Below are 21739 nucleotides of genomic sequence, written 5' to 3'. Positions count from 1 at the left end.
GCGGGAGCGGCGGCCCCGTCAGCGCTTGACGGGGCCGACCGGCTCGGCCTTCGTGCCCGTGCCACCGGTGCCGTTGCCGCCGTTGGCGGCGCGCAGGACGCGGGGCGCCAGCTCCTGCGTGGGCCGGATGCTGCCGTCCGCGATGCCCGCCGCGTAGTGGCAGGCCACCCGGTGCCCGCCGCCGATATCGGTCAGCACCGGCCGTTCGGTGTCGCACCGCTCCGGCTGCCGCCAGGGGCAGCGGGTGTGGAAGCGGCACCCGGCGGGCGGGCTGGCGGGTGACGGGAGGTCGCCGGAGAGCAGGATGCGCTCCCGGGTGTCCTCCTTGTCCGGGTCGGGCACGGGGACAGCCGACATCAGCGCCCGGGTGTAGGGGTGGCGCGGGTTCTCGTACAGCTCGTCGCTCGCCGCCTCCTCGACCAGCCCGCCGAGGTACATCACGCCGATCCGGTCGGAGATGTGGCGCACCACGGCGAGGTCATGGGCGATGACCAGGTAGGTCAGGCCCATCGACTCCTGGAGCTCCTCCAGCAGGTTGAGCACCTGCGCCTGGATGGAGACGTCGAGGGCGGAGACCGGCTCGTCGCAGATCACCAGGTCCGGCTCGAGCACGAGCGCGCGGGCGATGCCGATGCGCTGCCGCTGCCCGCCGGAGAACTCGTGCGGGTAGCGGGAGAGCGCCGAGGACGGCAGGCCGACGCGTTCGAGGATCTCGCTGATCTTCGCGCGGCGCTCCGCCCGGTTGGCGCCGATGCCGTGCGCCGCCATGCCCTCGGCGAGGATCGACTCGATGTTCTGCCGGGGGTTGAGGCTGCCCAGCGGGTCCTGGAAGACCATCTGGAGGCGGCGCCGGGCGCGGCGCATCTCCTCCGCGGGCAGCTGCGCCAGGTCGGTGCCGTCGAAGACGACCTTGCCGCTGGTGATGTCGGTCAGCCGCAGCACCGCCCGGCCCAGCGTCGTCTTGCCGCAGCCGGACTCCCCCACCAGCCCGTAGGTCTGGCCGGAGTCGATCGACAGGGACACGCCGTCGACCGCGTACACGTGCCCGACGGTCCGGTCGAACAGCACGCCGCGCTTGACGGGGAAGTGGACCTTCACGTCGTCCAGGCTGAGCAGGCTCATGCGGGGGCCTCCGTGTTCTGGGGTTCCGGCGCCGGGACGACCGGGTTGACGCACCTCACGAGGTGGCCGCCGGCCTGATCCGCCGCGCCGGCGGGGACGGGCCCGAGGGCGGGCGTGCCGGTGAGGCAGTCCATCGTGACGTGGTCGCAGCGGGGCGCGAAGGCGCAGCCGTCGGCCCAGGCGATGGTGTCGTTGATGGAGCCGCGCACCGGGTTCAGCGGCTCGCCGCGCGGGGCGTCCAGGCGCGGGATGGACCCGAGCAGGCCGTGGGCGTAGGGGTGGGCGGGGGCGGCGAACAGCGGGCGCCGTTCGGCGGTCTCGACGACCTTGCCCGCGTACAGGACGTTCACCGTGTCGCACAGCCCCGCGACGACGCCAAGGTCGTGGGTGATCATCAGCAGCGCCGTGCCCTGCTGGTCCACCAGCTCGCGCAGCAGCTCCAGGATCTGCGCCTGGATGGTGACGTCCAGGGCGGTGGTGGGCTCGTCCGCGATGAGCAGCCGGGGCGCGCACGCGACGGCCATGGCGATCAGGGCCCGCTGCCGCATGCCGCCCGAGAGCTGGTGCGGGTACTCGCGCAGCCGCCTGGTCGGGTCGGGGATGCCGACGCGGTCCAGCAGCGTGGCCGCCTCGGCGCGGGCGGCGCTGCCGCGCAGGCCGCGGTGGCGGGTGAGGATCTCGGCCACCTGCACCCCGATGGGGACCACCGGGTTCAGGGAGGACAGCGGGTCCTGGAAGATCATCGCCAGCTGGGTGCCGCGCATGTCGCGCAGCTCGTTGCGGCGCAGCGACAGCAGGTCGGTGCCGGCGAAGTCGGCGCGGCCGCCCACGGTGACGCCTTTGGACGGCAGCAGGCCCATCAGGGCGAGCGAGGTGACGCTCTTGCCGCACCCCGACTCGCCGACCAGGCCGGTGACCTGGCCCTCGGTGATGGTGAACGACACGCCGTCCACCGCGCGCACGGGCGCGCCGCGGCCGCCGCGCGGGGCGAACGTGACGGTCAGTTCGTCCACGGACAGCAGGGGCTGGGACATGAGCATCAGCTCCGCAGTTTCGGGTCGAGTGCCTCGCGCATGGCCTCTCCCAGCAGGGTGAAGCCGAGGGCCGTGATGATGATCCCGAGCGCGGGGTAGACGGACATCATCGGCGCCGCGTCGAAGAACCGCTGCGCCTGGGCGAGCATGACGCCCCACTCCGGCTGCGACGCGTCGGGGTTGCCCAGGCCCAGGTAGGACAGGGCGGCGGCCTCGATGATGGCGGTGGCCAGCGCCAGCGTGGCCTGCACGATGACCGGCCCGAGGGAGTTGGGCAGCACGTGCGCCAGCACGATGCGCCGCCGCCGCACGCCCAGCGAGCGGGCGGCGAGGACGTAGTCGGCGTTGGCCTGCGCCAGCATGGAGCCGCGCAGCAGCCGCGCGAAGATCGGGATCTGTACGACGCCGACGGCGATCATCACCGTGGTGAGGCTCTGCCCCAGCACGGCGGCGATGCTCACGGCCAGCAGCAGCGAGGGCATGGCCAGCGCCATGTCCGTGAACCGCATCAGGACGGTGTCCAGGCGCCGCCCGGCCTTGCCGCCGAACGCGAGCGCGGCGCCGGACAGGCCGCCGAGCAGGGCGCCGGCGGTGAAGCCGAGGAGGGTGGCGACGACGCCGACGAGCAGGGTCTGGCGGGCGCCCACGAGCATGCGGGAGAACTGGTCGCGGCCGAGGTGGTCCAGGCCCAGCCAGTTCTCGGCGCGGGGGCCGACGAAGATTGACCGGTTGATGAAGACCTCGTCGCGCCACAGCTGCGCGGTCGGGTTGTGCGGGGCGAGCAGCGGTCCGATCAGGGCGGTGAGGACGAACACCGCCATGATGCCGCCGCCGATGAGCGCCATCTTGCTGCCGCGCAGGCGGCGCAGCGCCTCCACCCACAGGCTGGAGCCGGTGGTCGTGTCCCGCTTCGCGGTGAGTTCGGCGAGGCGGTCGATGGTGTCCGCCTTCTTGGTGAGGAACGAGCCGGTGCTCATCGTCAGTTCACCCGCACTCTCGGGTCGATGAGGCTGTAGAAGATGTCGACCACCAGGTTGATCACGACGTAGGTGAAGGCGATGAAGAGGATGAAGCCCATCAGGACCGGATAGTCGCGGGTCTCGATGGCGTCTCTGATGAAGGAGCCGATGCCGCCGAAGGAGAAGACGGACTCGGTGAGCACCGCCCCGGACAGCAGCTGGCCGGTGAGGAGGCCGATCGCGGTCACCACCGGCAGCAGGGCGTTGCGCATCACGTGCCGGGTGCGCACGGTGTTGCGCGTCAGGCCCTTGGACTCGGCGGTGCGCACGTAGTCCTCGCCGAGCACCTCAAGGACGCTGGCCCGGGTCATGCGGACAATGACGGCCAGCGGGATGGACGCCAGGGCGATGCCCGGGAGCACCAGGTGCTGCACCGCGTCCCAGGAGGCGTCCCATTCCCGGGTGAGCAGGCCGTCGAGGACGGCGAACCCGGTGACTTCCGTGGCGCCGATGTTGGACGTCTGCCGTCCGAAGCTGGGCAGCCAGCCGAGTTCGACCGCGAAGAGCTGCTTGAGCAGGAAGGCGAGGAAGAAGACCGGGATGCAGATGCCGATCAGGGAGCCGGAGACGGCGGTGACGTCGAGCCAGCCGCCGCGCCGGCGGGCGGCGAAGTAGCCCAGCGGGATGCCGATGGCGATGGCGAGGAGCATCGCGGCCAGGGTGAGTTCGACGGTCGCGGGGAAGCGGCGGGTGAACTCTTCCCACACGGGCTGGCCGGTCTGCACGGAGCTGCCCAGGTCGAGCTGGACCAGCCGCTTCAGCCAGCGCGTGTACTGCACCCACAAGGGCTCGTCGAGGCCGAGGGCCGCCTCGATCTGGCGGCGGTCGGCGTCGGTGGCGCGCTCGCCAAGGAGCGCGGAGGCGGGGCCTCCCGGCAGGGAGTGCACCCACACGAAGAGGAGGACCGTCAGGCCGAACAGCGTGGGTATGAGCTGAAGCAGCCTGCGGACGATCACGCGGATCACGGCGGGGAAATTCCCCTCTCTCGTCTTTCGGCGGGCCGCACCGTACCGCCCGGCCGGCGCGGGGTGGCGCGAGCCGGGCGGTCGGCGGGCGGGATTACTTGAAGGAGACCTCCGCGAAGTTCTCCTGCGTGAGCGGGGAGACGGTCGGCGGGTTGACGTTCTCAGCGAAGGCGATGGACGGCGGCGAGCTGGAGACGGGCACGCCGGGCAGGAAGTCCATGATCAGCTCGTTGGCTTCCTGGTAGAGGCTGACGCGGGTCTCCAGGTCGGGCTCGGTCTCGGCCCGGTCCAGCAGCTCGAACAGCTCCTCGTGCTCGAAGCCCCACTCGGCGGAGTAGCCGGCGAACCAGGTGCCGAGGAAGTTGTAGGCGTCGTTGAAGTCGCCGGTCCAGCCCATCAGGCGCAGGTCGCAGCCGCCGTTCTCGACGGTGTCGAGGTAGGTCGGGTTCCACTGCATCGGGCGGGGCTCGACGGTGATGCCCACGGCCTCCAGGTCGGCGCGGAGCAGCTCGAACATGTCGGCGGGCGCCGGCATGTAGGGCCGGGTGACCTCGGTCGGGTAGCAGAAGTCGACGGTCAGGTCGGAGTATCCGGCGTCGGCAAGCAGCTCCCGGGCCCGGTCGGGGTCGTAGTCGTAGGTGGTGACGTTCTCGGAGTACCCGTCGACGGTGTGCGGCACGAACTGGGTCGCGACCTGGCCGCCCTCGGGCAGCTGCCGGTCGACGAGCGACTGGCGGTCCAGGGCGTGCGCGATGGCCTGGCGGACCTCGAGCTCCTCAAGCGCCGGGTTCCGCTCCAGGGTCATGCCGACGTAGAAGATGTTGAACACGTCGCGGACGGGCACCTGGAAGCCCTGCCGCTCCAGGTCCTCGACGTCGGCGGGCGCCACGAGGTCGTAGCCGTGGATGTCGCCGGCCTCCAGCGCCTGGCGGCGGGCGTCCTCTTCCGGAATGGTGCGGAAGACCAGCGTCCCGACTCCGGCCGGGTCGCCCCAGTAGTCGTCGAACCGCTCCAGGGTGATCTCCTGGTTGCCCTTGTTCCAGCCGGTGATGCGGAACGGGCCAGTGCCGGCCAGCGTGCCGGGCTCCTGGCTGTACTCGGGGTAGGTGATGTTCTCGCCCTCGCCGCCGGCCTGCTGCTCCTCCATGACGGCGATGGAATCGGGCGAGTGGATGCCGAACGCCTGGAGGGAGAAGCCGCCGGGGAGATTGGCGGTGGCGTGCTCGACCTCGATGACGGCCGTGTGCTCGTCGGGCGCGGTGCAGCCCACGTAGAGGGGCTCGGGCGTCTCGTCGCTCTCGTTCTCGGCGAAGCCACCGAAGATGGCCTGCCAGTAGTAGGACAATGCGCTGTTCTGGTAGGTGCCCGACCAGTTGAACCAGTGGTCGTAGTTCTGGCAGACCACCTCGCCGGTGAGCTCACCGCCGTCGTGGAAGGTGACGCCCTCGCGGAGGTGGAAGGTCCACTCAGTGCCTTCCTCGTTGGACTCCCACTCCTCGGCAAGGCCGCCGACCAGCTCGGTGCCTCCCGGCTCGTGGTCCAGCAGCGTTTCGAAGACCTGGCGCGTCACGCGGAAGGTCTCGCCGTCGCTCGCCAGCGCGGGGTCGAGCGACGAGGGGTCGCCGGCGGCGCCGAAGATGAACGTGTCGGAGCCGTTCGACGAACCGTCGCCATCGCGCTCGCTCTCGGCGCATCCCGTGGCGATCACGCCAATGGCGAGGACGGCCGCGAACGCTCGGGCGGCCTTTGGTCTTGCTATGCGCATCGTCCACCTCAGTGGGTTCGGCGGTGGTGGTAGGGCGTTTCGGTGGCAGGTCACGATACTGCGCGCGTAGATAGCTGTGAACCTCGGCCTGAACGGCGATACCGACCTGAGACCCCACGCGGGGAACGGCTCGGCGGACAGCCGGTAAACCCGGACTTCTCTGCCCGATTCCGGTCCAGTAGCGAGCTTTCCCGCGTTATCCCCCGGCTACGCGCGCCGGGTTTCCCCGCCCCGGCGACCCCTCTTTTTTCGGGCGGCACCACAGAAGTGTTATTTCCCCCACATCCCGCACGCGGGGGTGTGATCAGCGCACCGGGGCCGGACACCGCGGAGACGGGCGCCACCGGCGGCGTGCCGGCGGACGCCCGCACGCTGGCCGGCGGACGGTGGCGGCACACCCAGCCGCCTGCGATCAGCAGCCGCACGCACCGGGGGTTTTCTGCGGCCCAGCGGCGGCGCCCGCCACGGGGAACAGCCCCGGCCGCAACGGGCAACGGCCCCGCGCCGCACAGCGGTAATCGCATCACCTGACGAACTGACGGGCTGGTTCCGGCGCTTCTCCCGCGGGGCCGCCAGGCCGCCGGTGCCGCGGGCGGCTCCCAACCCCCACGCGGGTGAACGCGTCGGAAGGCGGTCGCAGAACAGAACGGTCATATGGCGTCTAAACCGATACAAAGGACAAGTCCCCCTGTTCTCAACGTCACCAGGTGATCCCATGATCGGTCGCATTCCCGTCCTCGACGTCCAGCCGCGCATCGACTGCGGCCGCCGCCCGGTCAAGGCCGTTCCCGGCGAGACCTTCCTGGTCAGTGCGACGGTCTTCCGCGAGGGGGCGGGCGCGGTTGGCGCGAACGTGGTGCTGCGCGACCCCAACGGGCGCCGCGGCGGGTGGCTGCCGATGCACGAACTGGCCCCCGGCACCGACCGCTGGGGCGCCGAGGTGACCCCGAACACCGAGGGGCGCTGGACCTACGCGGTCGAGGCGTGGGCGGACCCGGTGACCACGTGGATCGACAGCGCCCGCGTAAAGATCCCGGCCGGCACCGACGACGCCGAACTCACGCTGGCCGAGGGCGCCGAGCTGCTGCGCCGCGCCGCCGCCGGGGTGCCGCGGAACGCGGGCAGATCGCTGGTGACCGCCGCGGCCGAGGCGCTCGGAGACCGCGCGGTGCCGCCGGCCGCCCGCCTGGCCGCCGCGCTGACCGAGCCCGTGACCGACCTGCTGCGGCGCTACCCGCTGCGGGAGCTCGTCTGCTCCTCCCGGCCGCTGCCGCTGCTGGTGGAGCGCGAACGCGCCCTCGTCGGTGCCTGGTACGAGATGTTCCCGCGCTCGGAGGGCGCGGTGGTCAAGCCGGGGGCGCCCCCGGTCTCCGGCACGTTCCGCACGGCCGCCAAGCGGCTGCCGGCCATCGCCGCCATGGGCTTCGACGTGGTCTACCTGCCGCCCATCCACCCGATCGGCCAGTCGTACCGCAAGGGCCCGAACGGCGCGCTGACGGCCGGACCCGACGACGTCGGCTGCCCCTGGGCGATCGGCTCCGCCGACGGCGGCCACGACGCGGTCCACCCGGACCTGGGGACCCTGGAGGACTTCGACGCCTTCGTCGCCGAGGCCAGCGCCCTGGGCCTGGAGGTGGCGCTGGACTTCGCGCTCCAGTGCAGCCCGGACCACCCCTGGGTGAAGGAGCACCCGGAGTGGTTCCACCGGCGCGCGGACGGCTCCATCGCGTTCGCCGAGAACCCGCCCAAGAAGTACCAGGACATCTATCCGATCTCCTTCGAACAGGATTTCCGGGGACTGGTCACGGAAACGCTGCGGGTGCTGCGCTTCTGGATGGCCCGCGGCGTGCGCATCTTCCGCGTCGACAACCCCCACACCAAGCCGGTGGCGTTCTGGGAGAAGGTCATCGCCGAGATCAACCGCACCGACCCGGACGTGATCTTCCTGGCCGAGGCGTTCACCCGGCCCGCGGTGATGCACACGCTCGCCCAGGTGGGTTTCCAGCAGTCCTACACCTACTTCACCTGGCGCACGACCAAGGCCGAGCTGACCGAATACGTCACCGAGCTCAGCGGCACCGCGGCGACATATATGCGCCCCAACTTCTTCGTCAACACCCCCGATATCCTCCACGCCTATCTCCAGGACGGCGGCAGGGCGGCGTTCGAGACCCGGGCGGTGCTCGCCGCCACCCTGTCCCCGAGCTGGGGAATGTACGCGGGATACGAGCTGTGCGAAGCCACGCCGGCCGCGCCGGGAAGTGAAGAATACGCGGATTCCGAGAAGTACCAGCTGCGCCCGCGCGACTGGGCGGGGGCCGAGGAGCGGGGCGAGACCATCACCGGGCTCATCACCCGGCTCAACGGACTGCGCCGCCGCCACCCCGCCCTCCGGAGACTGCGCAATGTGGCCTTTCACCGCACTGACAACGAGCACATCCTTGCCTACTCGAAGCGCGTGCGGACACCTCACGAAGACTGCGTTCTGATCGTGGTCAACCTCGATCCGCACCACACCCAGGAAGCCACCGTCTCGTTGGATATGTCGCAACTCAAAGGGTGCGGCCTCACCCCCGCTCAGGAAAGTGGCGCCGAGCCCTTCCCAGTGTGCGACGAGCTCACTGGAGAGACCTACTACTGGGGCAGGGACAACTATGTGCGGCTTGAGCCGGGCCGTACGGACGCGTACGCCTCCTCCGCTCACATCTTGGCCCTGCGACCGTCCTCACAGACCGGAGGGTCACCCAACCATGAGCGTCAATGAGCCGGTCCCCGATACATTCGAGGACACGCCAGCCCGCGAGCGGGATCCCGAGTGGTTCAAGCGCGCGGTCTTCTACGAGGTGCTGGTCCGCTCGTTCCAGGACAGCAACGGAGACGGAATCGGCGACCTGAAAGGGCTCACCTCCAAGCTCGACTACCTGCAGTGGCTCGGGGTGGACTGCCTCTGGCTTCCCCCCTTCTTCAAGTCGCCGCTGCGCGACGGCGGCTACGACGTCTCCGACTACACCGACGTCCTGCCGGAGTTCGGCGACCTCGCCGACTTCGTGAACTTCGTCGACGCCGCCCACCAGCGCGGCATGCGGGTCATCATCGACTTCGTCATGAACCACACCAGCGACCAGCACCGGTGGTTCCAGGAATCCCGCAGGGATCCTGACGGCCCGTACGGCGACTACTACATCTGGGCGGACGACGACAAGCAGTACGCCGACGCCCGCGTCATCTTCGTCGACACCGAGATGTCGAACTGGACCTTCGACCCGGTGCGGAAGCAGTACTACTTCCACCGGTTCTTCTCCCACCAGCCGGATCTCAACTACAAGAACCCGAAGGTGCAGGAAGAAGTGCTGTCTGCGCTGCGGTTCTGGCTGGACCTGGGGATCGACGGCTTCCGCCTCGACGCAGTGCCCTACCTCTTCGCCGAGGAGGGCACCAACTGCGAGAACCTCCCCGCCACGCACGCCTTCCTCAAGCGGGTCCGGGCGGAAATCGACGCCCACTACCCCGACACCGTGCTGCTGGCCGAGGCCAACCAGTGGCCGGAGGACGTCGTCGACTACTTCGGCGACTACGACAAGGGCGGCGACGAGTGCCACATGGCGTTCCACTTCCCGGTGATGCCGCGGATCTTCATGGCCGTCCGGAGGGAATCCCGCTACCCGGTCTCGGAAATCCTGGCCAAAACCCCGCAAATCCCCTCGGGCTGCCAGTGGGGCATCTTCCTGCGCAACCACGACGAGCTGACGCTGGAGATGGTCACCGACGAGGAACGCGACTACATGTATGCGGAGTACGCCAAGGACCCGCGGATGCGCGCCAACATCGGCATCCGCCGCCGCCTGGCCCCGCTGCTCGACAACGACCGCAACCAGATCGAGCTGTTCACCGCGCTGCTGCTGTCGCTGCCCGGCTCGCCGATCCTGTACTACGGCGACGAGATCGGGATGGGCGACAACATCTGGCTCGGCGACCGCGACGCCGTCCGCACCCCCATGCAGTGGACCCCGGACCGCAATTCGGGCTTCTCCACCTGCGACCCCGGGCGGCTGTTCCTGCCCGCCATCATGGACCCGGTCTACGGGTACCAGGTGACCAACGTGGAGGCGGCCATGAGCTCGCCCTCCTCGCTGCTGCACTGGACACGGCGGATGATCGAAATCCGCAAGCAGAACCCCGCTTTCGGCCTCGGCTCCTACGCCGAGCTGCCGTCGTCCAACCCGGCCGTCCTCGCCTTCCTCCGGGAGCACGGGGACGACCTGGTCCTGTGCGTCAACAACTTCTCCCGCTTCTCCCAGCCCACCGAGCTGGACCTGCGGGCGTACGAGGGGCGTATCCCGGTGGAGCTGATCGGCGGCGTCCGGTTCCCGCCCATCGGTGAACTCCCCTACCTGCTCACGCTGGCCGGACACGGCTTCTACTGGTTCCGGCTCTGCCGGCCCACCGCGGTCTGAAGCCGCACCGCATCGCCGGCCGTCCGGCCGGCTCAACAGGCTTACCGTCCCCCGGCCTTCGGCCGGGGGCACCCCTCGCAGCCGCGCCGCGCACCGCCGGCGGCCTGGCTCCATCCGCGTTACCGTCCTCACCCGCACGGCCGTTCCTGGACGACACGTCCGCCGCCACCGCGCGCGGAGCACCCCCCATACGGGACACTTCGTCACATAATTCTGTGCCTGTGCCCGGGGAAAGGACGCCATGTCGGACAGCGCCTCGCCCCGGACGGTATCCGGCCGGCTTCCGCTCCTCACCGCCTCACCCGACGGCAGGGCGCTGCTCCGCTCGCTCACGGGCCTGCTCGCGCGCTGGCTGCCCCGGCAGCGGTGGTTCGCCGGCAAGGGCCGTCCGCTGGGCGGCCTCACGCTCGTCGCGGCCACCGAACTGCTGCCCTGCACCGCCGCCGGCCACGCGCCCGGCCTGCTGCACCTGCTGGTGCGCACCCGCCCGCCCGGCGCCGACCGCGCCACCGGCGACTGCTACCAACTGCTGCTGGGGGTCCGCAGACTGCTGCCGCCCGCCCTGGCCCCGGCCCTCGTCGGCCATCCCGCCGAGGGGCCGCTGCGGGGCCGGGCCGTCTACGAGGCGCTCCACGACCCGCGGCTCGCCGCCCTGCTGCTGGAACGGTTCCGCGCACCCGGCCGGCTCGGCAGCCTCCGCTTCGGGCGCGCCCCCGGCTCGGCCATTCCCTCCGGGCTGACCGCCCGGCTGCTGACCGGCGAGCAGACCAACTCCTCCGTCGTCTACGGCGAGGCGCAGATCCTCAAGCTCTTCCGGCGGGTCAGCCCCGGCATCAACCCGGACCTGGAGCTGCCGCTGGCGCTGGCCGAGGCGGGCTGCTCCCGGGTGCCCGCGCCGTCGGCCTGGTTCGAGGCGGCGTTCGCCGACGGCGAGCCGCTGACGCTGGGGGTGCTCCAGCCCTACCTCGTCGGTTCGCGGGACGGCTGGCAGCTGGCGCTGTCCGCCCTCAGCCACCGGGCGGACTTCTCCGCCGCCGCGCGCTCGCTCGGCCGCGCCACGGCCGAGGTCCACACCGCGCTCGCCGCCGCGCTGCCGACCTCGGTGCTGGGGCGGCACGAGCTGGAGCGCATGGCCGAGGCCATGACGCGGCGGCTGGCCGAGGCCGCGCGCGCCGTGCCCGCGCTGCGCCCGTACCGGGACGGGCTGAGCCGCGCTTACGCCGCGCTCGCCGACTACGCCCGGCGCGGCGGCACCTGCGTCGTCCAGCGCCTCCACGGCGACCTGCACCTCGGGCAGGTGCTGCACGCGCCGGCCGCCGAGTCGGCCGGCGGCGCGTGGTCCGTCATCGACTTCGAGGGCGAGCCCGCCCGGCCGCTGACCGCGCGCCGGGAACCCGGCCCGCCGGTGCGCGACATCGCCGGGATGCTGCGCTCGTTCGACTACGCCGCCTGCCAGGACCGCACCGGCGGCGCGTGGGCCGCCGCCTGGTCCCGGGCCAGCCGTGCCGCCTACTGCCAGGGCTACGCCGAGGCCTCGGGCCACGACCCCCTGGAGCAGCGGGAGCTGCTGCTCGCCTACGAGACCGACAAGGCCGTCTACGAGGTGCTGTACGAGGCCCGGCACCGTCCCGCCTGGCTGCATGTGCCGATGGCCGCCATCCGCCGGCTCGCCCAGGCGCGGCTGTGACCGCCGGCCCCAGCCGGAGCACGACGCGAAAGGAGCCACCGTGCCGCTGAATCCCGAGGACCGGGCCCGCCTGCTGGCGGGCGTCCACCGCAACCCGCATGCCCTGCTCGGCCCGCACCCGGAGCCCGGCGGGGGCGTGCGGGTGCGGGCCCTGCGCCCCGGCGCGCAGCGGGTGACGCTGCACGCGGCGGGGCTGCGTGTGCCGCTGCGGCCCGAGGGCGACGGGCTGTTCAGCACCGTGCTGCCGCTGCCGCAGGCGCCGGCGTACCAGCTGGTGACGCGGTGGCCGGACGGCAGCCGGCAGGAGACGGCCGATCCGTACCGCTTCCTGCCCTCACTGGGCCCGGCGGAGCTGGAGCTGATCCGCCAGGGACGGCACGAGCGGCTGTGGCAGGCGCTGGGAGCGCACGTGAGGTGCCACCAGGGCGAGCGGGGCACGCGGTTCACGGTGTGGGCGCCGGCGGCGCGCGGGGTGCGGCTGACCGGGGACTTCACCGGCTGGCACGAGCAGGCGGCGCTGCCGATGCGCTCGCTGGGCACCAGCGGCGTGTGGGAGCTGTTCGTGCCCGGCGTGGGCCCCGGCGCACGGTACAAGTTCGAGGTGCACGGCAGCGACGGCAGGCGCACCCTGCGCGCCGATCCGATGGCGCGGCGCACCGAGTGCCCGCCGGCGACGGCCTCCGTGGTGTGGGAGAGCTCGTACACGTGGGGAGACGGCGCGTGGATGCGGGCCCGCGCCCGGCGGCGCTGGCACGCCGAGCCGATGTCGGTCTACGAGGTGCACCTGCCGTCCTGGCGCCCCGGCCTGGACTACCGCGCGCTGGCCCGCGAGCTGACCGCCTACGTGACCGCGACCGGCTTCACCCACGTCGAGCTGATGCCCGTGGCGGAGCACCCCTTCGGCGGCTCGTGGGGCTACCAGGTCACCGGCTACTACGCGCCCACGGCCCGGCTGGGCTCCCCCGACGACTTCCGGTTCCTGGTGGACTCACTGCACCGCGCGGGCATCGGCGTGATCCTGGACTGGGTGCCCGCACACTTCCCCAAGGACGCCTGGGCGCTGGCGCGCTTCGACGGCACGTGCGCCTACGAGCATCCCGACCCGCGCCGCGCCGAGCACCCCGACTGGGGCACGCTGGAGTTCGACTACGGGCGGCGCGAGGTGCGCAACTTCCTGGTCGCCAACGCCCTGTACTGGTGCGAGGAGTTCCACATCGACGGGCTGCGGGTGGACGCCGTGGCCTCCATGCTCTACCTGGACTACTCGCGCGGCGAGGGCCAGTGGACGCCCAACGCGGACGGCGGGCGCGAGAACTGGGACGCGGTGGCGTTCCTGCGGGAGATGAACACCACGGTCTACCGCCACTGCCCCGGCGTGCTCACCGTCGCCGAGGAGTCCACCGCCTGGGAGGGCGTCACGCGGCCGGCCGACCAGGGCGGCCTGGGGTTCGGCTTCAAGTGGAACATGGGCTGGATGCACGACACCTTGCAGTACCTGGGGCGCGACCCGGTGCACCGGGCCTGGCACCACGACGAGATGACGTTCTCGCTGGTGTACGCGTACGCCGAGAACTACGTGCTGCCGGTGTCGCACGACGAGGTCGTCCACGGCAAGGGCGCCCTGGTGTCGAAGATCCCGGGCGACTGGTGGCAGCGGCGGGCCAGCCACCGCGCCTACCTGGCCTACATGTGGGCGCACCCGGGCAAGAAGCTGCTGTTCATGGGCCAGGAGTTCGCCCAGGGCGCGGAGTGGTCCGCCACCGAGGGCCCGCAGTGGTGGGTGCTGGATCCGGGCTACGCCGCGGAGCCGGACCACCGCGGCGTGCGCGATCTGGTGCGCGACCTGAACGCCGCGTACCGCGCGACGCCCGCGCTGTGGCGCTGGGACAGCGAGCCGCGGGGCTTCACGTGGGTGACGGCGACGGCGGCCGAGGACAACGTGCTGGCGTTTTTGCGGCACGCGCCGGACGGCGATCCGCTGCTCGTGGTCTGCCACTTCTCGCCCCTGGTCCGGCACGGCTACCGCCTGGGCGTGCCGGAGGACGTGCCCGCCTGGGAGGAGACGCTGAACACGGACGCGCCCGGGTACGGCGGCGGAGGCGTGGCCACCGCGGCCGGGCCGGTCAAGGCGGAGCCGGTGGGCTGCCACGGGCGGCAGGCCAGCATCGTGCTGACCCTGCCGCCCCTGGCCACCGTGTGGCTGCGCCCGGCGTGACCGCGCGGCCGGCGGCGGGTCAGGACTCCCGGTAGTACGGGTCGCGCACCTGGCCCTCGCGCCGCTCCTCGTCGTACGAGTACACCTCGCGCCCCTCGATGAAGACGGTCAGGGCGCGGCTCATCACGTCCAGCGGGTCGCCCGACCAGATGACCACGTCGCCGTCGAGGCCGGGACGCAGCGCGCCGACGCGGTCGTCCAGGCCCATCATGGCGGCCGGGTTGACCGTGATGGTCCGCAGCGCCTCGGCGCGGTCCAGCCCTTCCTTGACGCTCAGCGTGGCCTGGTGGACCAGGAAGTTGATGGGGACCACCGGGTGGTCGGTGGTCAGCGCGACCGTGACGCCGGCGCGGGCGAGGATGCCGGGGTTGGCCAGGGTCCGCTGCCGCAGCTCGACCTTGGAGCGGGTGGTGAACAGCGGCCCGGTGATCACCGGCACGTTCCGGCGGGCGATCTCGTCGGCCAGCAGGTGCGCCTCCGTGCCGTGGTTGAGGATCACCCGGTAGCCGAACTCGTCGGCCAGGCGCAGCGCGGTGGCGATGTCGTCCGCGCGGTGGCTGTGCTGGCACCACGGCAGTTCGCCGTCGAGCACGCGCACCAGCACCTCCAGCGCCGGGTCGCGGTCGAACGGCGCGGACTCCTCGGCCGCCTTGGCCCGCTTGGCGCGGTAGTCCTGGGCGCGGGTGAAGGCGTCGCGGATCACGGCGGCCACGCCCTGCCGGGTGGACGGCAGCTGCTTCTTCTCGCCGTATACGCGCTTGGGGTTCTCTCCGAGCGCGCTCTTCACGCTGACCGGATGCCGCAGCAGCATGTCGTCGACGCTGCGCCCCCAGCACTTGACCGCGGCGGTCTGGCCTCCTATCGGGTTGCCGGAGCCGGGCTTGACCACGGCCGTCGTCACGCCGCCCGCGAGGGCGTCGCCGAAGCCGGTGTCAGCCGGGTTGATGGCGTCGAGCGCGCGCATCCGGGCGCCGTTGGGGTCGGTCATCTCGTTGGTGTCCTGGCCGGCCCACCCCTCGGCCTCCTCGTGCACGCCGAGGTGCGCGTGCGCCTCGACGAAGCCGGGCAGCACCCAGCGGCCGGCGGCGTCCACCACGCGCACGCCCTCGGGCACCTCGACCTCGGCGTCCGGGCCGACAGCGGCGATCCGGCCGCCGGTGATGAGCACCGTGCCGCCGTCGATGGGTTCACCGCCGCCGTCCGCGGTGGCGAGGGGAACGACATATCCGGACTTGATCGCGACATCCATGGGCAGTGAATCTATCTCACCGCTGCGTCCGTAGGCTGGCCTCATGCTCAGCTATGACGACGTCAGGGCGGCCGCGTCCCGGATCGCCGGGCGGGTGCGGCCCGTTGCCGTGACACCGGCCACGCCGCCCAGCACCGCACCGGGGGACGAGGGCGAACGGCTGTGGTTCGCGCTGGAGTTCCTCCAGTACACCGGCTCCTTCAAGGCCCGCGGCGCGCTGAACTTCACCGCCGCCCACCTCCAGGCCGGTGACATGCCCGACGCGGGCGTCGTCATCGCCTCCGGCGGCAACGCGGGCCTGGCCTGCGCCTGGGCCGCCGCCCAGCACCAGGTCCCCGCCACGGTGTTCGTGCCCGAGACCGCCCCCCGCGTCAAGGTCGAGGCGCTGCGCGCGCAAGGCGCCGACGTCCGGCTCAGCGGCCGCGAGTACGCCGAAGCGGCCGAGGCGGCCCACAAGTTCGCGGAGCAGTCCGGCGCGCTCGCCTCGCACGCCTACGACAACCCCCTGATCGCGGCGGGCGCGGGCACGCTGCTGGACGAGATCCGCGCCGCGCGGCCGGACGTCACCACCGTTGTCGTCGCCACCGGGGGCGGCGGGCTGTTCGCCGGGATGGCGACCGCGGCCGCCGCGCACGGCATCCGCGTGGTGTCCGTCGAGCCGGAGGGCAGCCGGGCGCTGCACGCCGGGCTGGCGGCCGGCCGCCCCGTGGACGTGCCGGTCGACTCGGTCGCCGCTGACTCGCTGGGCGCCCGGCGGGCCTCGGCCGACGCGGTGCGCCTGGCCGCCGCCGGGCACACCCGGTCGGTGCTGGTGAGCGACAGCGCGATCCGCGCGGCCAGGCGCCAGCTGTGGCAGGCGCACCGGGTGGTGGTCGAGCACGCGGCAGCGACCGCGTACGCCGCGCTGCTCTCGGGCGCCTACGTCCGGGAGCCGGACGAGGTGACCTGCGTGCTGCTGTGCGGCGCCAACACCGACCCCGCCGACCTGGGCTGACCCGGAGGGACACTGGCCGTCGTGCGAATAGGCGTGCTGGGGCCGCTGGCGGTCACCGCGAAGGACGGACGGCGTACCGAGATCGGCGGGCCGCGCGTGCGGGCGCTGCTGATCCGCCTGGCGCTGGACGCCGGGCGTCCGGTGCCCGCTGAGGCCCTCGCGGCGGGGCTGTGGGGCGACGCGGCCCCGGCCGGCCAGGCCAACGCCCTGCAGTCGCTGGTGTCGCGGCTGCGCCGCGCCCTGCCCGACGCCGGGCTCGTGCGCTCCGTCGCGGGCGGCTACACGCTGGCGGTGCCGCGGGACGCCGTCGACGCGCTCCGCTTTGAGGACGCGGCGGCCCAGGCGCGGCGGGCGCTGGCCGCCAGTGACGCGCCCGCGGCGGCCCGGCTGCTGCGCGAGGCGCTTCAGCTGTGGCGCGGCCCCGCCCTGGCCGACGCCGGTGACGCCCCGTTCGCCGCCGCGCCCGCCAGGCGCCTGGCCGAGCTTCGGCTCGCGGCGCGCGAGGACCTCGCCGAGGCGGAGCTGGCCGCCGGGCGGGTCACGGCGGCCGTGGCGGACCTGGAGGCGCTGGTCACCGAGGAGCCGCTGCGGGAACGGGCGCGCGGCTTGCTGATGCGGGCGCGGTACGCGACCGGCCGGCAGGCGGACGCGCTGGCCGCCTACGAGGAGTACCGGGTGCTGCTGGCCGCGGAGCTGGGGGCCGACCCCTCGCCCGGGCTGCGGGAGCTGCACCTGGCGCTGCTGCGGGGCGACCCGGCGCTGTCCCCGGTGCCGCCCGCCCGGGCCGGAGCGGCCGGCGCCTCCCGCGGCGAGGTGCCGGGGAACCTGCGGGCGCCGCTGACCAGCTTCGTCGGCCGCGACGAGGAGCTGCGGCTGATCGGCAAGCGGCTGGCTGAGTGCCGCCTGGTCACGCTCGTCGGCCCCGGCGGCGCCGGCAAGACGCGGCTGGCGACGACGGCGGCCGCCGCGGCCGCCGGAGACCACCCCGGCGGGGTGTGGTTCACCTCGCTGGCGCCGGTCACCGACCCCAGCGGCGTGCCGCAGGCCGTGCTGGAGGCGCTGGGGCAGCGGGTGCGGCACGTCACGCAGTCGCCGGTGCGCGTCCCGGTGGACCGCGACCCCCTGGCCGTGCTGCTGCGGGAGCTGCCGGCCACCCCCACGCTGCTGGTCCTGGACAACTGCGAGCACCTCATCGACGCGGTCGCCGCGCTGGCCGACCGGCTGCTCGGCGCGCTTCCCCGGCTGCGGATCCTGGCGACGAGCCGCGAGCCGCTGGGCGTCCCCGGCGAGGCGCTGTGCCCGGTGCCGCCGCTGCCGCTGCCCCGGCCCGGCGCCGGGGCGGCCGAGGCGCTGTCCTGCCCCGCCGTGCGGCTGCTGGCGGACCGGGCCGCGGCCGTGCGCCCCGGCTTTGCGGTGACCGGCGCCAACGCCGCCAGCGTCGTAGAGCTGTGCCGCCGGCTCGACGGGCTGCCGCTGGCCATCGAGCTGGCGGCGGCGCGGCTGCGGACCTTCACGCCCGCGCAGCTCGTGGCGCGGCTGGACGACCGGTTCCGCCTGCTGACGGGCGGCGGACGCACCGCCGCACCCCGCCACCAGACGCTGCGGGCCGTGGTGGCCTGGAGCTGGGAGCTGCTCAGCCCCGACGAGCGGCGCTTCGCCGAGCGGCTGGCCGTCTTCGCCGGGAGCATCACGCCCGCCACGGCCGCCCCGGTCGCCGGGGTGTCCGCCGTCCGGGCACTGGACCTGCTGGTGTCGCTGGCCGACAAGTCGCTGCTCCAGCTCGCCGACGACGCCGGCGACGCCGCCGAGGACGACGAGGAGCCGCGGTTCCGGATGCTGGAGACGCTGCGCGAGTACGGCGCGGAGCGGCTGGCCGCGCGGGGCGCGCTCCGCGCGGCGCGGGACGCGCACGCGGCGTGTTTCCTCGCGCTGGCCGAGGAGGCCGAGCCGCGGCTGCGCGGCCCGGACCAGGTGCGGTGGATCATGCGGCTGGTCGCGGAGCGGGACAACGTGCTGGCCGCGCTGCGCCACGCCGCGGCCGTGGGTGACGCCGCCACCGCCGTCCGGCTGGGCGCGGCGCTCGGGCTGTTCTGGACGATGCGGGGCAACCACCGCGAGGCGGCCAGCTGGCTGGGCACGGCGCTGGCGGTGCCGGGCGAGTCGCCGCCAGGTGCCCGGCTGATGTGCACCGTGTACTACGTGAGCAACCAGGGCGCGGGCGGCGATCCGCGGAAGAGCGAGGAGTCGGCCGCGGCGCTGCGCCGCACGATCGCCGAGGCGCGGCGGGCGGCGCCCGCCGGCGAGCTGGCCCGCCATCCGGTGCTGTCCGTGGCCGAGTCGGCGCTGGCGCTGTTCACCGGGCGCGGCGCGCGGGACTCGGCGCTGGGCGAAGAGGCCGTGGCGCGCCAGCCGGACGCGTGGTCGCGGGCCATGGTGCGGCTGCTGCGGGGCGCGATGTGCGAGAACGACGGCCGCCCCGGGGAGCAGCGGGCCGAACTGGAGGCGGCGGCCGAGGGGTTCCGGCGGGTCGGCGACCGGTGGGGCCTGTCGATGACGCTTACCTCGCTGGGGGACCTGGCGGCCCGGCGCGGCGACCTGGGCGCCGCGCGGGCGGCGCTGGAGGAGGCGCGCCGCCTGCTGCGGGAGCTGCGCGCCGACGAGGACGGCAGCAGCACCGACATCCGGCTGGCCGCCGTGCGGGCGCGCCAGGGCGAGAGCGAGGCGGCCCGCGCCCGGCTGCGGGAGCTGACCGCCCGCGCGGAGCGGGAGGGCTCGGTCTACCTCGCGGTCTACGGCAACCTCGTCCTGGGGGACGTGCTGCGCTGGGGAGGCGAGCGCCACGAGGCGGGCCGGCGGTACGCGGCGGCGCTGGCGCAGCTGGAGCGGGGCCCGTACGTCCAGCCGCAGCTCAGCGCGCTGGCCCGGGCCTCGGCGAGCCTGACCCGGCCGCCGCACGAGGCGGCCGCCCTGCTCCGGCAGGCGCTGGCGGAGGTGGGGCCCGAGGAGGACATGCCGGTGACCGCCGCGGTCGGCGTCGGCGTCGCGGCGCTGTGCGCGGCCCGGGGCCAGGCGGAACGGGCCGCGCGCGTGCTCGGCGCGGTGGAGTCGCTGGCGGGCATGGCGGAGCCGGGCCCCGAGGCCGGCGCGGTCGCCGCGCGGCTGCGGGACCGGCTGGGCGAGGCGGCCTATGCCGCCGCCTACGCCACCGGTGCTGCGCTGCCGCGGGACCAGGCGGTGGCCGCGCTGGCGGACGCCCTGGAGTGAAGGCGGCGGCCCCGGCCCGGGGGCCGGCGCCGTCAGGTCTTGCGCCGGTAGGCGCGGACGGCCAGCGGGAACAGGACGGCGAACAGGGCGGCCGACCACGCCAGGGCCCGCAGCACCGGCCCGGCGGCCGGCCCGCCGGTGAGCAGGGCGCGCGCCGCCGCCATGACGTCGGTGACGGGGTTGACGTTCACCCACCACTGGGGCCAGCCCGGCATCGTCTCAGCGGGCGTGATCATGTCGGTGCCGAAGGTCAGCGGGAACATCGCCAGGAACAGGATTCCCTGCACGCTGCCGGGCTCCCGCGCCAGGACGCCCAGCAGCACCGAGCCCCAGGTGACCGCGAAGCCGAAGGCGAGGACCAGCAGGCAGCCCGCCAGGGCGGACAGCGGGCCGGTGGCGACGCGGACCCCCAGCGCGTAGCCGAAGCCCAGCAGCACGGTGACGCAGACGACGGACCTGATCATGTCGCCCAGCACGGCGCCGAGCAGCGGCGCGGAGCGGGCGATGGGCAGGCTGCGGAACCTGTCGAACACGCCTTTGCTGATGTCGTTGTTGAGGTTGATGCCGGTGGCGGTGGCGGCGAACACCACCGTCTGCACCATGACCGCGGGGAGCAGGAACGTCAGGTACTCGCCGCGGGAGCCGGCCACGGCGCCGCCCAGCAGGTAGAGGAACAGCGACAGGAAGATGACCGGCTGGAGCGTGACGTCGATCAGCTGCTCCGGCGTCCGCAGGGTCTTGGTGAGGCTGCGCCGGGCCAGCGTCAGGCTGTGCGCGGCCACGCGCAGGCGCGGCGCGGCGGCCGTGGCAGAGGGGGCGGTTGCGGTCATGCGCGGGTCGCCTCCTTCGGCGCGGACGGGCCGGGCACGGCGGTCCGCTGGCCGTCACCGGCGAGCGAAGCGAACACCTCGTCCAGGCTGGGCAGCCGCAGCGCGAGCTCGGTCACGGTGATGCCCCGCTGCGCGAACCCCGCGACGGCCTCGGCCAGCGCGCCGTCGCCGGCTACGGGCACGCTGGCCACGCCCTGCCCCGGGAAGGCCGCCGGGTGGCCGCTGATCCGCTCCAGCAGGGCCGCCGCCTCGGGCAGCCGCTCCGGGTCGGCGGGCCGCACCTGGAGGGTCTGGCCGCCGGCCACGGCCTTCAGCCGCTGCGGGGTGCCCCGGGCGATGACGGTGCCGCGGCTGACCACCGCCAGGTCGTCGGCCAGCGCGTCGGCCTCCTGGAGATACTGGGTCGTCAGCAGCACGGTGGCGCCCTCGGCGACCTGCTGGCGGACCATCGCCCACACCTCGTCGCGCCCGGCGGGGTCCAGGCCCGTGGTCGGCTCGTCGAGGAAGATCACCTCCGGCCGGCCGACGAGGCTGGCCGCGAGGTCCAGGCGGCGGCGCATGCCGCCCGAGTAGGCGCTGGCGCGGCGGCCCGCCGCCCCGGTGAGGCCGAACCGCTCCAGCAGGCCGGCCGCGCGGGCGCGGGCCTCGGCGCGCGGCAGCCCGAGCAGCCGCGCGATCATCACGAGGTTCTCGGTGCCGGTGAGGTCCTCGTCGACCGAGGCGTACTGTCCGGTGAGCCCGATGCGGCGCCGCACCTCGGCGGGCTGGCGGCGCACGTCGTAGCCGGCGACGCGGGCGCGGCCGGCGTCGGGGCGCAGCAGGGTGGCCAGGATGCGGACGGCCGTGGTCTTGCCCGCCCCGTTGTGCCCCAGGACGCCGAGCACGGTGCCCTGCCGGGCGGCCAGGTCGGTCCCCGCCAGCGCCGTGGTCTCGCCGAAGCGCTTCACCAGGCCCTCGGCCTGGATGGCATAGCTCACGGCGGCTTCTCCTTCCTGTCGGTGGTGCCGGTGGTGCGTCGCGGCAGCCGCGACAGGAGGGGACGCTGCCAGGGAGCGCTGGCAGCACGCGCACGGTCCGCTGACGACAGGCCGTCAGCGGACCGTGCGGCGGGGTGCGGCCCGTGTCAGCTGGCTGTCAGCGC

At 73.6% G+C, this 21739-nt stretch carries 14 protein-coding genes; 6 read left to right on the top strand and 8 right to left on the bottom strand.

The window, feature by feature from the left end; translation table 11 throughout:
* Window positions 1-18 precede the first annotated feature (18 nt).
* The 5 genes from JK356_RS01660 to JK356_RS01640 form a co-directional block, all read right to left on the bottom strand.
* Window positions 19-1122, bottom strand: coding sequence for an ABC transporter ATP-binding protein (locus tag JK356_RS01660; protein WP_201865628.1), 1104 nt, complete (start codon window positions 1120-1122; stop codon window positions 19-21).
* Window positions 1119-2156 carry an ABC transporter ATP-binding protein gene (locus JK356_RS01655; RefSeq protein ID WP_201865627.1) on the bottom strand — a complete coding sequence of 346 codons (1038 nt, stop codon included), beginning with the start codon at window positions 2154-2156 and terminating at the stop codon, window positions 1119-1121. Before JK356_RS01655 ends, JK356_RS01660 begins: the two co-directional genes overlap by 4 nt.
* Before the next feature lie 5 nt (window positions 2157-2161).
* Complete coding sequence (locus JK356_RS01650) at window positions 2162-3133, bottom strand: ABC transporter permease (RefSeq protein ID WP_201865626.1); 972 nt, start codon at window positions 3131-3133, stop codon at window positions 2162-2164.
* Window positions 3134-3135: 2 nt separating this feature from the next.
* The gene (locus tag JK356_RS01645; protein ID WP_201865625.1) at window positions 3136-4140 is read right to left on the bottom strand and encodes an ABC transporter permease; all 1005 of its coding nucleotides are present in this window, start codon (window positions 4138-4140) and stop codon (window positions 3136-3138) included.
* A 94-nt stretch (window positions 4141-4234) separates the two neighbouring features.
* Complete coding sequence (locus JK356_RS01640) at window positions 4235-5905, bottom strand: ABC transporter substrate-binding protein (protein ID WP_201865624.1); 1671 nt, start codon at window positions 5903-5905, stop codon at window positions 4235-4237.
* 715 nt (window positions 5906-6620) lie between these two features.
* Between JK356_RS01640 and JK356_RS01635 the strand changes: the two genes are divergently transcribed.
* The 4 genes from JK356_RS01635 (at window position 6621) to glgB (ending at window position 14261) form a co-directional block, all read left to right on the top strand.
* Entirely contained in the window at window positions 6621-8669 is a 2049-nt protein-coding gene (locus JK356_RS01635; protein WP_201865623.1) for an alpha-1,4-glucan--maltose-1-phosphate maltosyltransferase, read from the top strand.
* Window positions 8656-10359, top strand: a complete 1704-nt coding sequence (gene treS / locus JK356_RS01630; RefSeq protein WP_201865622.1) for a maltose alpha-D-glucosyltransferase — start codon at window positions 8656-8658, stop codon at window positions 10357-10359. Before JK356_RS01635 ends, treS begins: the two co-directional genes overlap by 14 nt.
* Window positions 10360-10600: 241 nt before the next feature.
* Window positions 10601-12046 carry a phosphotransferase gene (locus tag JK356_RS01625; RefSeq protein WP_201865621.1) on the top strand — a complete coding sequence of 482 codons (1446 nt, stop codon included), beginning with the start codon at window positions 10601-10603 and terminating at the stop codon, window positions 12044-12046.
* Window positions 12000-14261 (top strand): 1,4-alpha-glucan branching protein GlgB, encoded by a 2262-nt coding sequence (gene glgB, locus JK356_RS01620; RefSeq protein WP_201865620.1) that lies wholly within the window; start codon window positions 12000-12002, stop codon window positions 14259-14261. Before JK356_RS01625 ends, glgB begins: the two co-directional genes overlap by 47 nt.
* Window positions 14262-14280: 19 nt before the next feature.
* Here the strand turns inward: glgB and JK356_RS01615 are convergent, their stop codons facing one another.
* On the bottom strand, window positions 14281-15510 hold the full coding sequence (locus JK356_RS01615) for an amidohydrolase (RefSeq protein WP_201865619.1): 1230 nt from the start codon (window positions 15508-15510) through the stop codon (window positions 14281-14283).
* 43 nt (window positions 15511-15553) lie between these two features.
* Here JK356_RS01615 and JK356_RS01610 point away from each other — a divergent pair, with 43 nt between their 5' ends.
* On the top strand, window positions 15554-16504 hold the full coding sequence (locus tag JK356_RS01610) for a serine/threonine dehydratase (protein WP_201865618.1): 951 nt from the start codon (window positions 15554-15556) through the stop codon (window positions 16502-16504).
* Between the two features lie 21 nt (window positions 16505-16525).
* Window positions 16526-19768: a BTAD domain-containing putative transcriptional regulator gene (locus tag JK356_RS01605; RefSeq protein ID WP_201865617.1), complete on the top strand. Its 3243-nt coding sequence runs from the start codon at window positions 16526-16528 to the stop codon at window positions 19766-19768.
* Between the two features lie 32 nt (window positions 19769-19800).
* On the opposite strand, the gene JK356_RS01600 is transcribed toward JK356_RS01605, so the two are convergent.
* Both JK356_RS01600 and JK356_RS01595 read right to left on the bottom strand, forming a co-directional pair.
* The gene (locus JK356_RS01600; RefSeq protein WP_201865616.1) at window positions 19801-20598 is read right to left on the bottom strand and encodes an ABC transporter permease; all 798 of its coding nucleotides are present in this window, start codon (window positions 20596-20598) and stop codon (window positions 19801-19803) included.
* Entirely contained in the window at window positions 20595-21575 is a 981-nt protein-coding gene (locus tag JK356_RS01595) for an ATP-binding cassette domain-containing protein (RefSeq protein ID WP_201865615.1), read from the bottom strand. Before JK356_RS01595 ends, JK356_RS01600 begins: the two co-directional genes overlap by 4 nt.
* Window positions 21576-21739 lie beyond the last annotated feature (164 nt).

Source organism: Streptomyces sp. 7-21 (assembly GCF_016741785.1).
In the GTDB taxonomy this organism is placed as follows: Bacteria; Actinomycetota; Actinomycetes; order Streptomycetales; family Streptomycetaceae; genus Streptomyces.
The sequence above is the reverse complement of the archived record's forward strand: the minus strand, read 5'-3'. Positions and strand labels throughout refer to the sequence as shown.

What these genes read in the sequence shown, in the direction of transcription:
- JK356_RS01650 (WP_201865626.1), bottom strand. Translation starts at nt 3,133, where the DNA reads ATGAGCACCGGCTCGTTCCTCACCAAGAAGGCGGACACCATCGACCGC.
- glgB (WP_201865620.1), top strand. Translation starts at nt 12,000, where the DNA reads ATGTGCCGATGGCCGCCATCCGCCGGCTCGCCCAGGCGCGGCTGTGAC.
- JK356_RS01660 (WP_201865628.1), bottom strand. Translation starts at nt 1,122, where the DNA reads ATGAGCCTGCTCAGCCTGGACGACGTGAAGGTCCACTTCCCCGTCAAG.
- JK356_RS01655 (WP_201865627.1), bottom strand. Translation starts at nt 2,156, where the DNA reads ATGTCCCAGCCCCTGCTGTCCGTGGACGAACTGACCGTCACGTTCGCC.
- JK356_RS01625 (WP_201865621.1), top strand. Translation starts at nt 10,601, where the DNA reads ATGTCGGACAGCGCCTCGCCCCGGACGGTATCCGGCCGGCTTCCGCTC.
- JK356_RS01635 (WP_201865623.1), top strand. Translation starts at nt 6,621, where the DNA reads ATGATCGGTCGCATTCCCGTCCTCGACGTCCAGCCGCGCATCGACTGC.
- JK356_RS01610 (WP_201865618.1), top strand. Translation starts at nt 15,554, where the DNA reads ATGCTCAGCTATGACGACGTCAGGGCGGCCGCGTCCCGGATCGCCGGG.
- JK356_RS01640 (WP_201865624.1), bottom strand. Translation starts at nt 5,905, where the DNA reads ATGCGCATAGCAAGACCAAAGGCCGCCCGAGCGTTCGCGGCCGTCCTC.
- JK356_RS01615 (WP_201865619.1), bottom strand. Translation starts at nt 15,510, where the DNA reads ATGGATGTCGCGATCAAGTCCGGATATGTCGTTCCCCTCGCCACCGCG.
- JK356_RS01600 (WP_201865616.1), bottom strand. Translation starts at nt 20,598, where the DNA reads ATGACCGCAACCGCCCCCTCTGCCACGGCCGCCGCGCCGCGCCTGCGC.
- treS (WP_201865622.1), top strand. Translation starts at nt 8,656, where the DNA reads ATGAGCGTCAATGAGCCGGTCCCCGATACATTCGAGGACACGCCAGCC.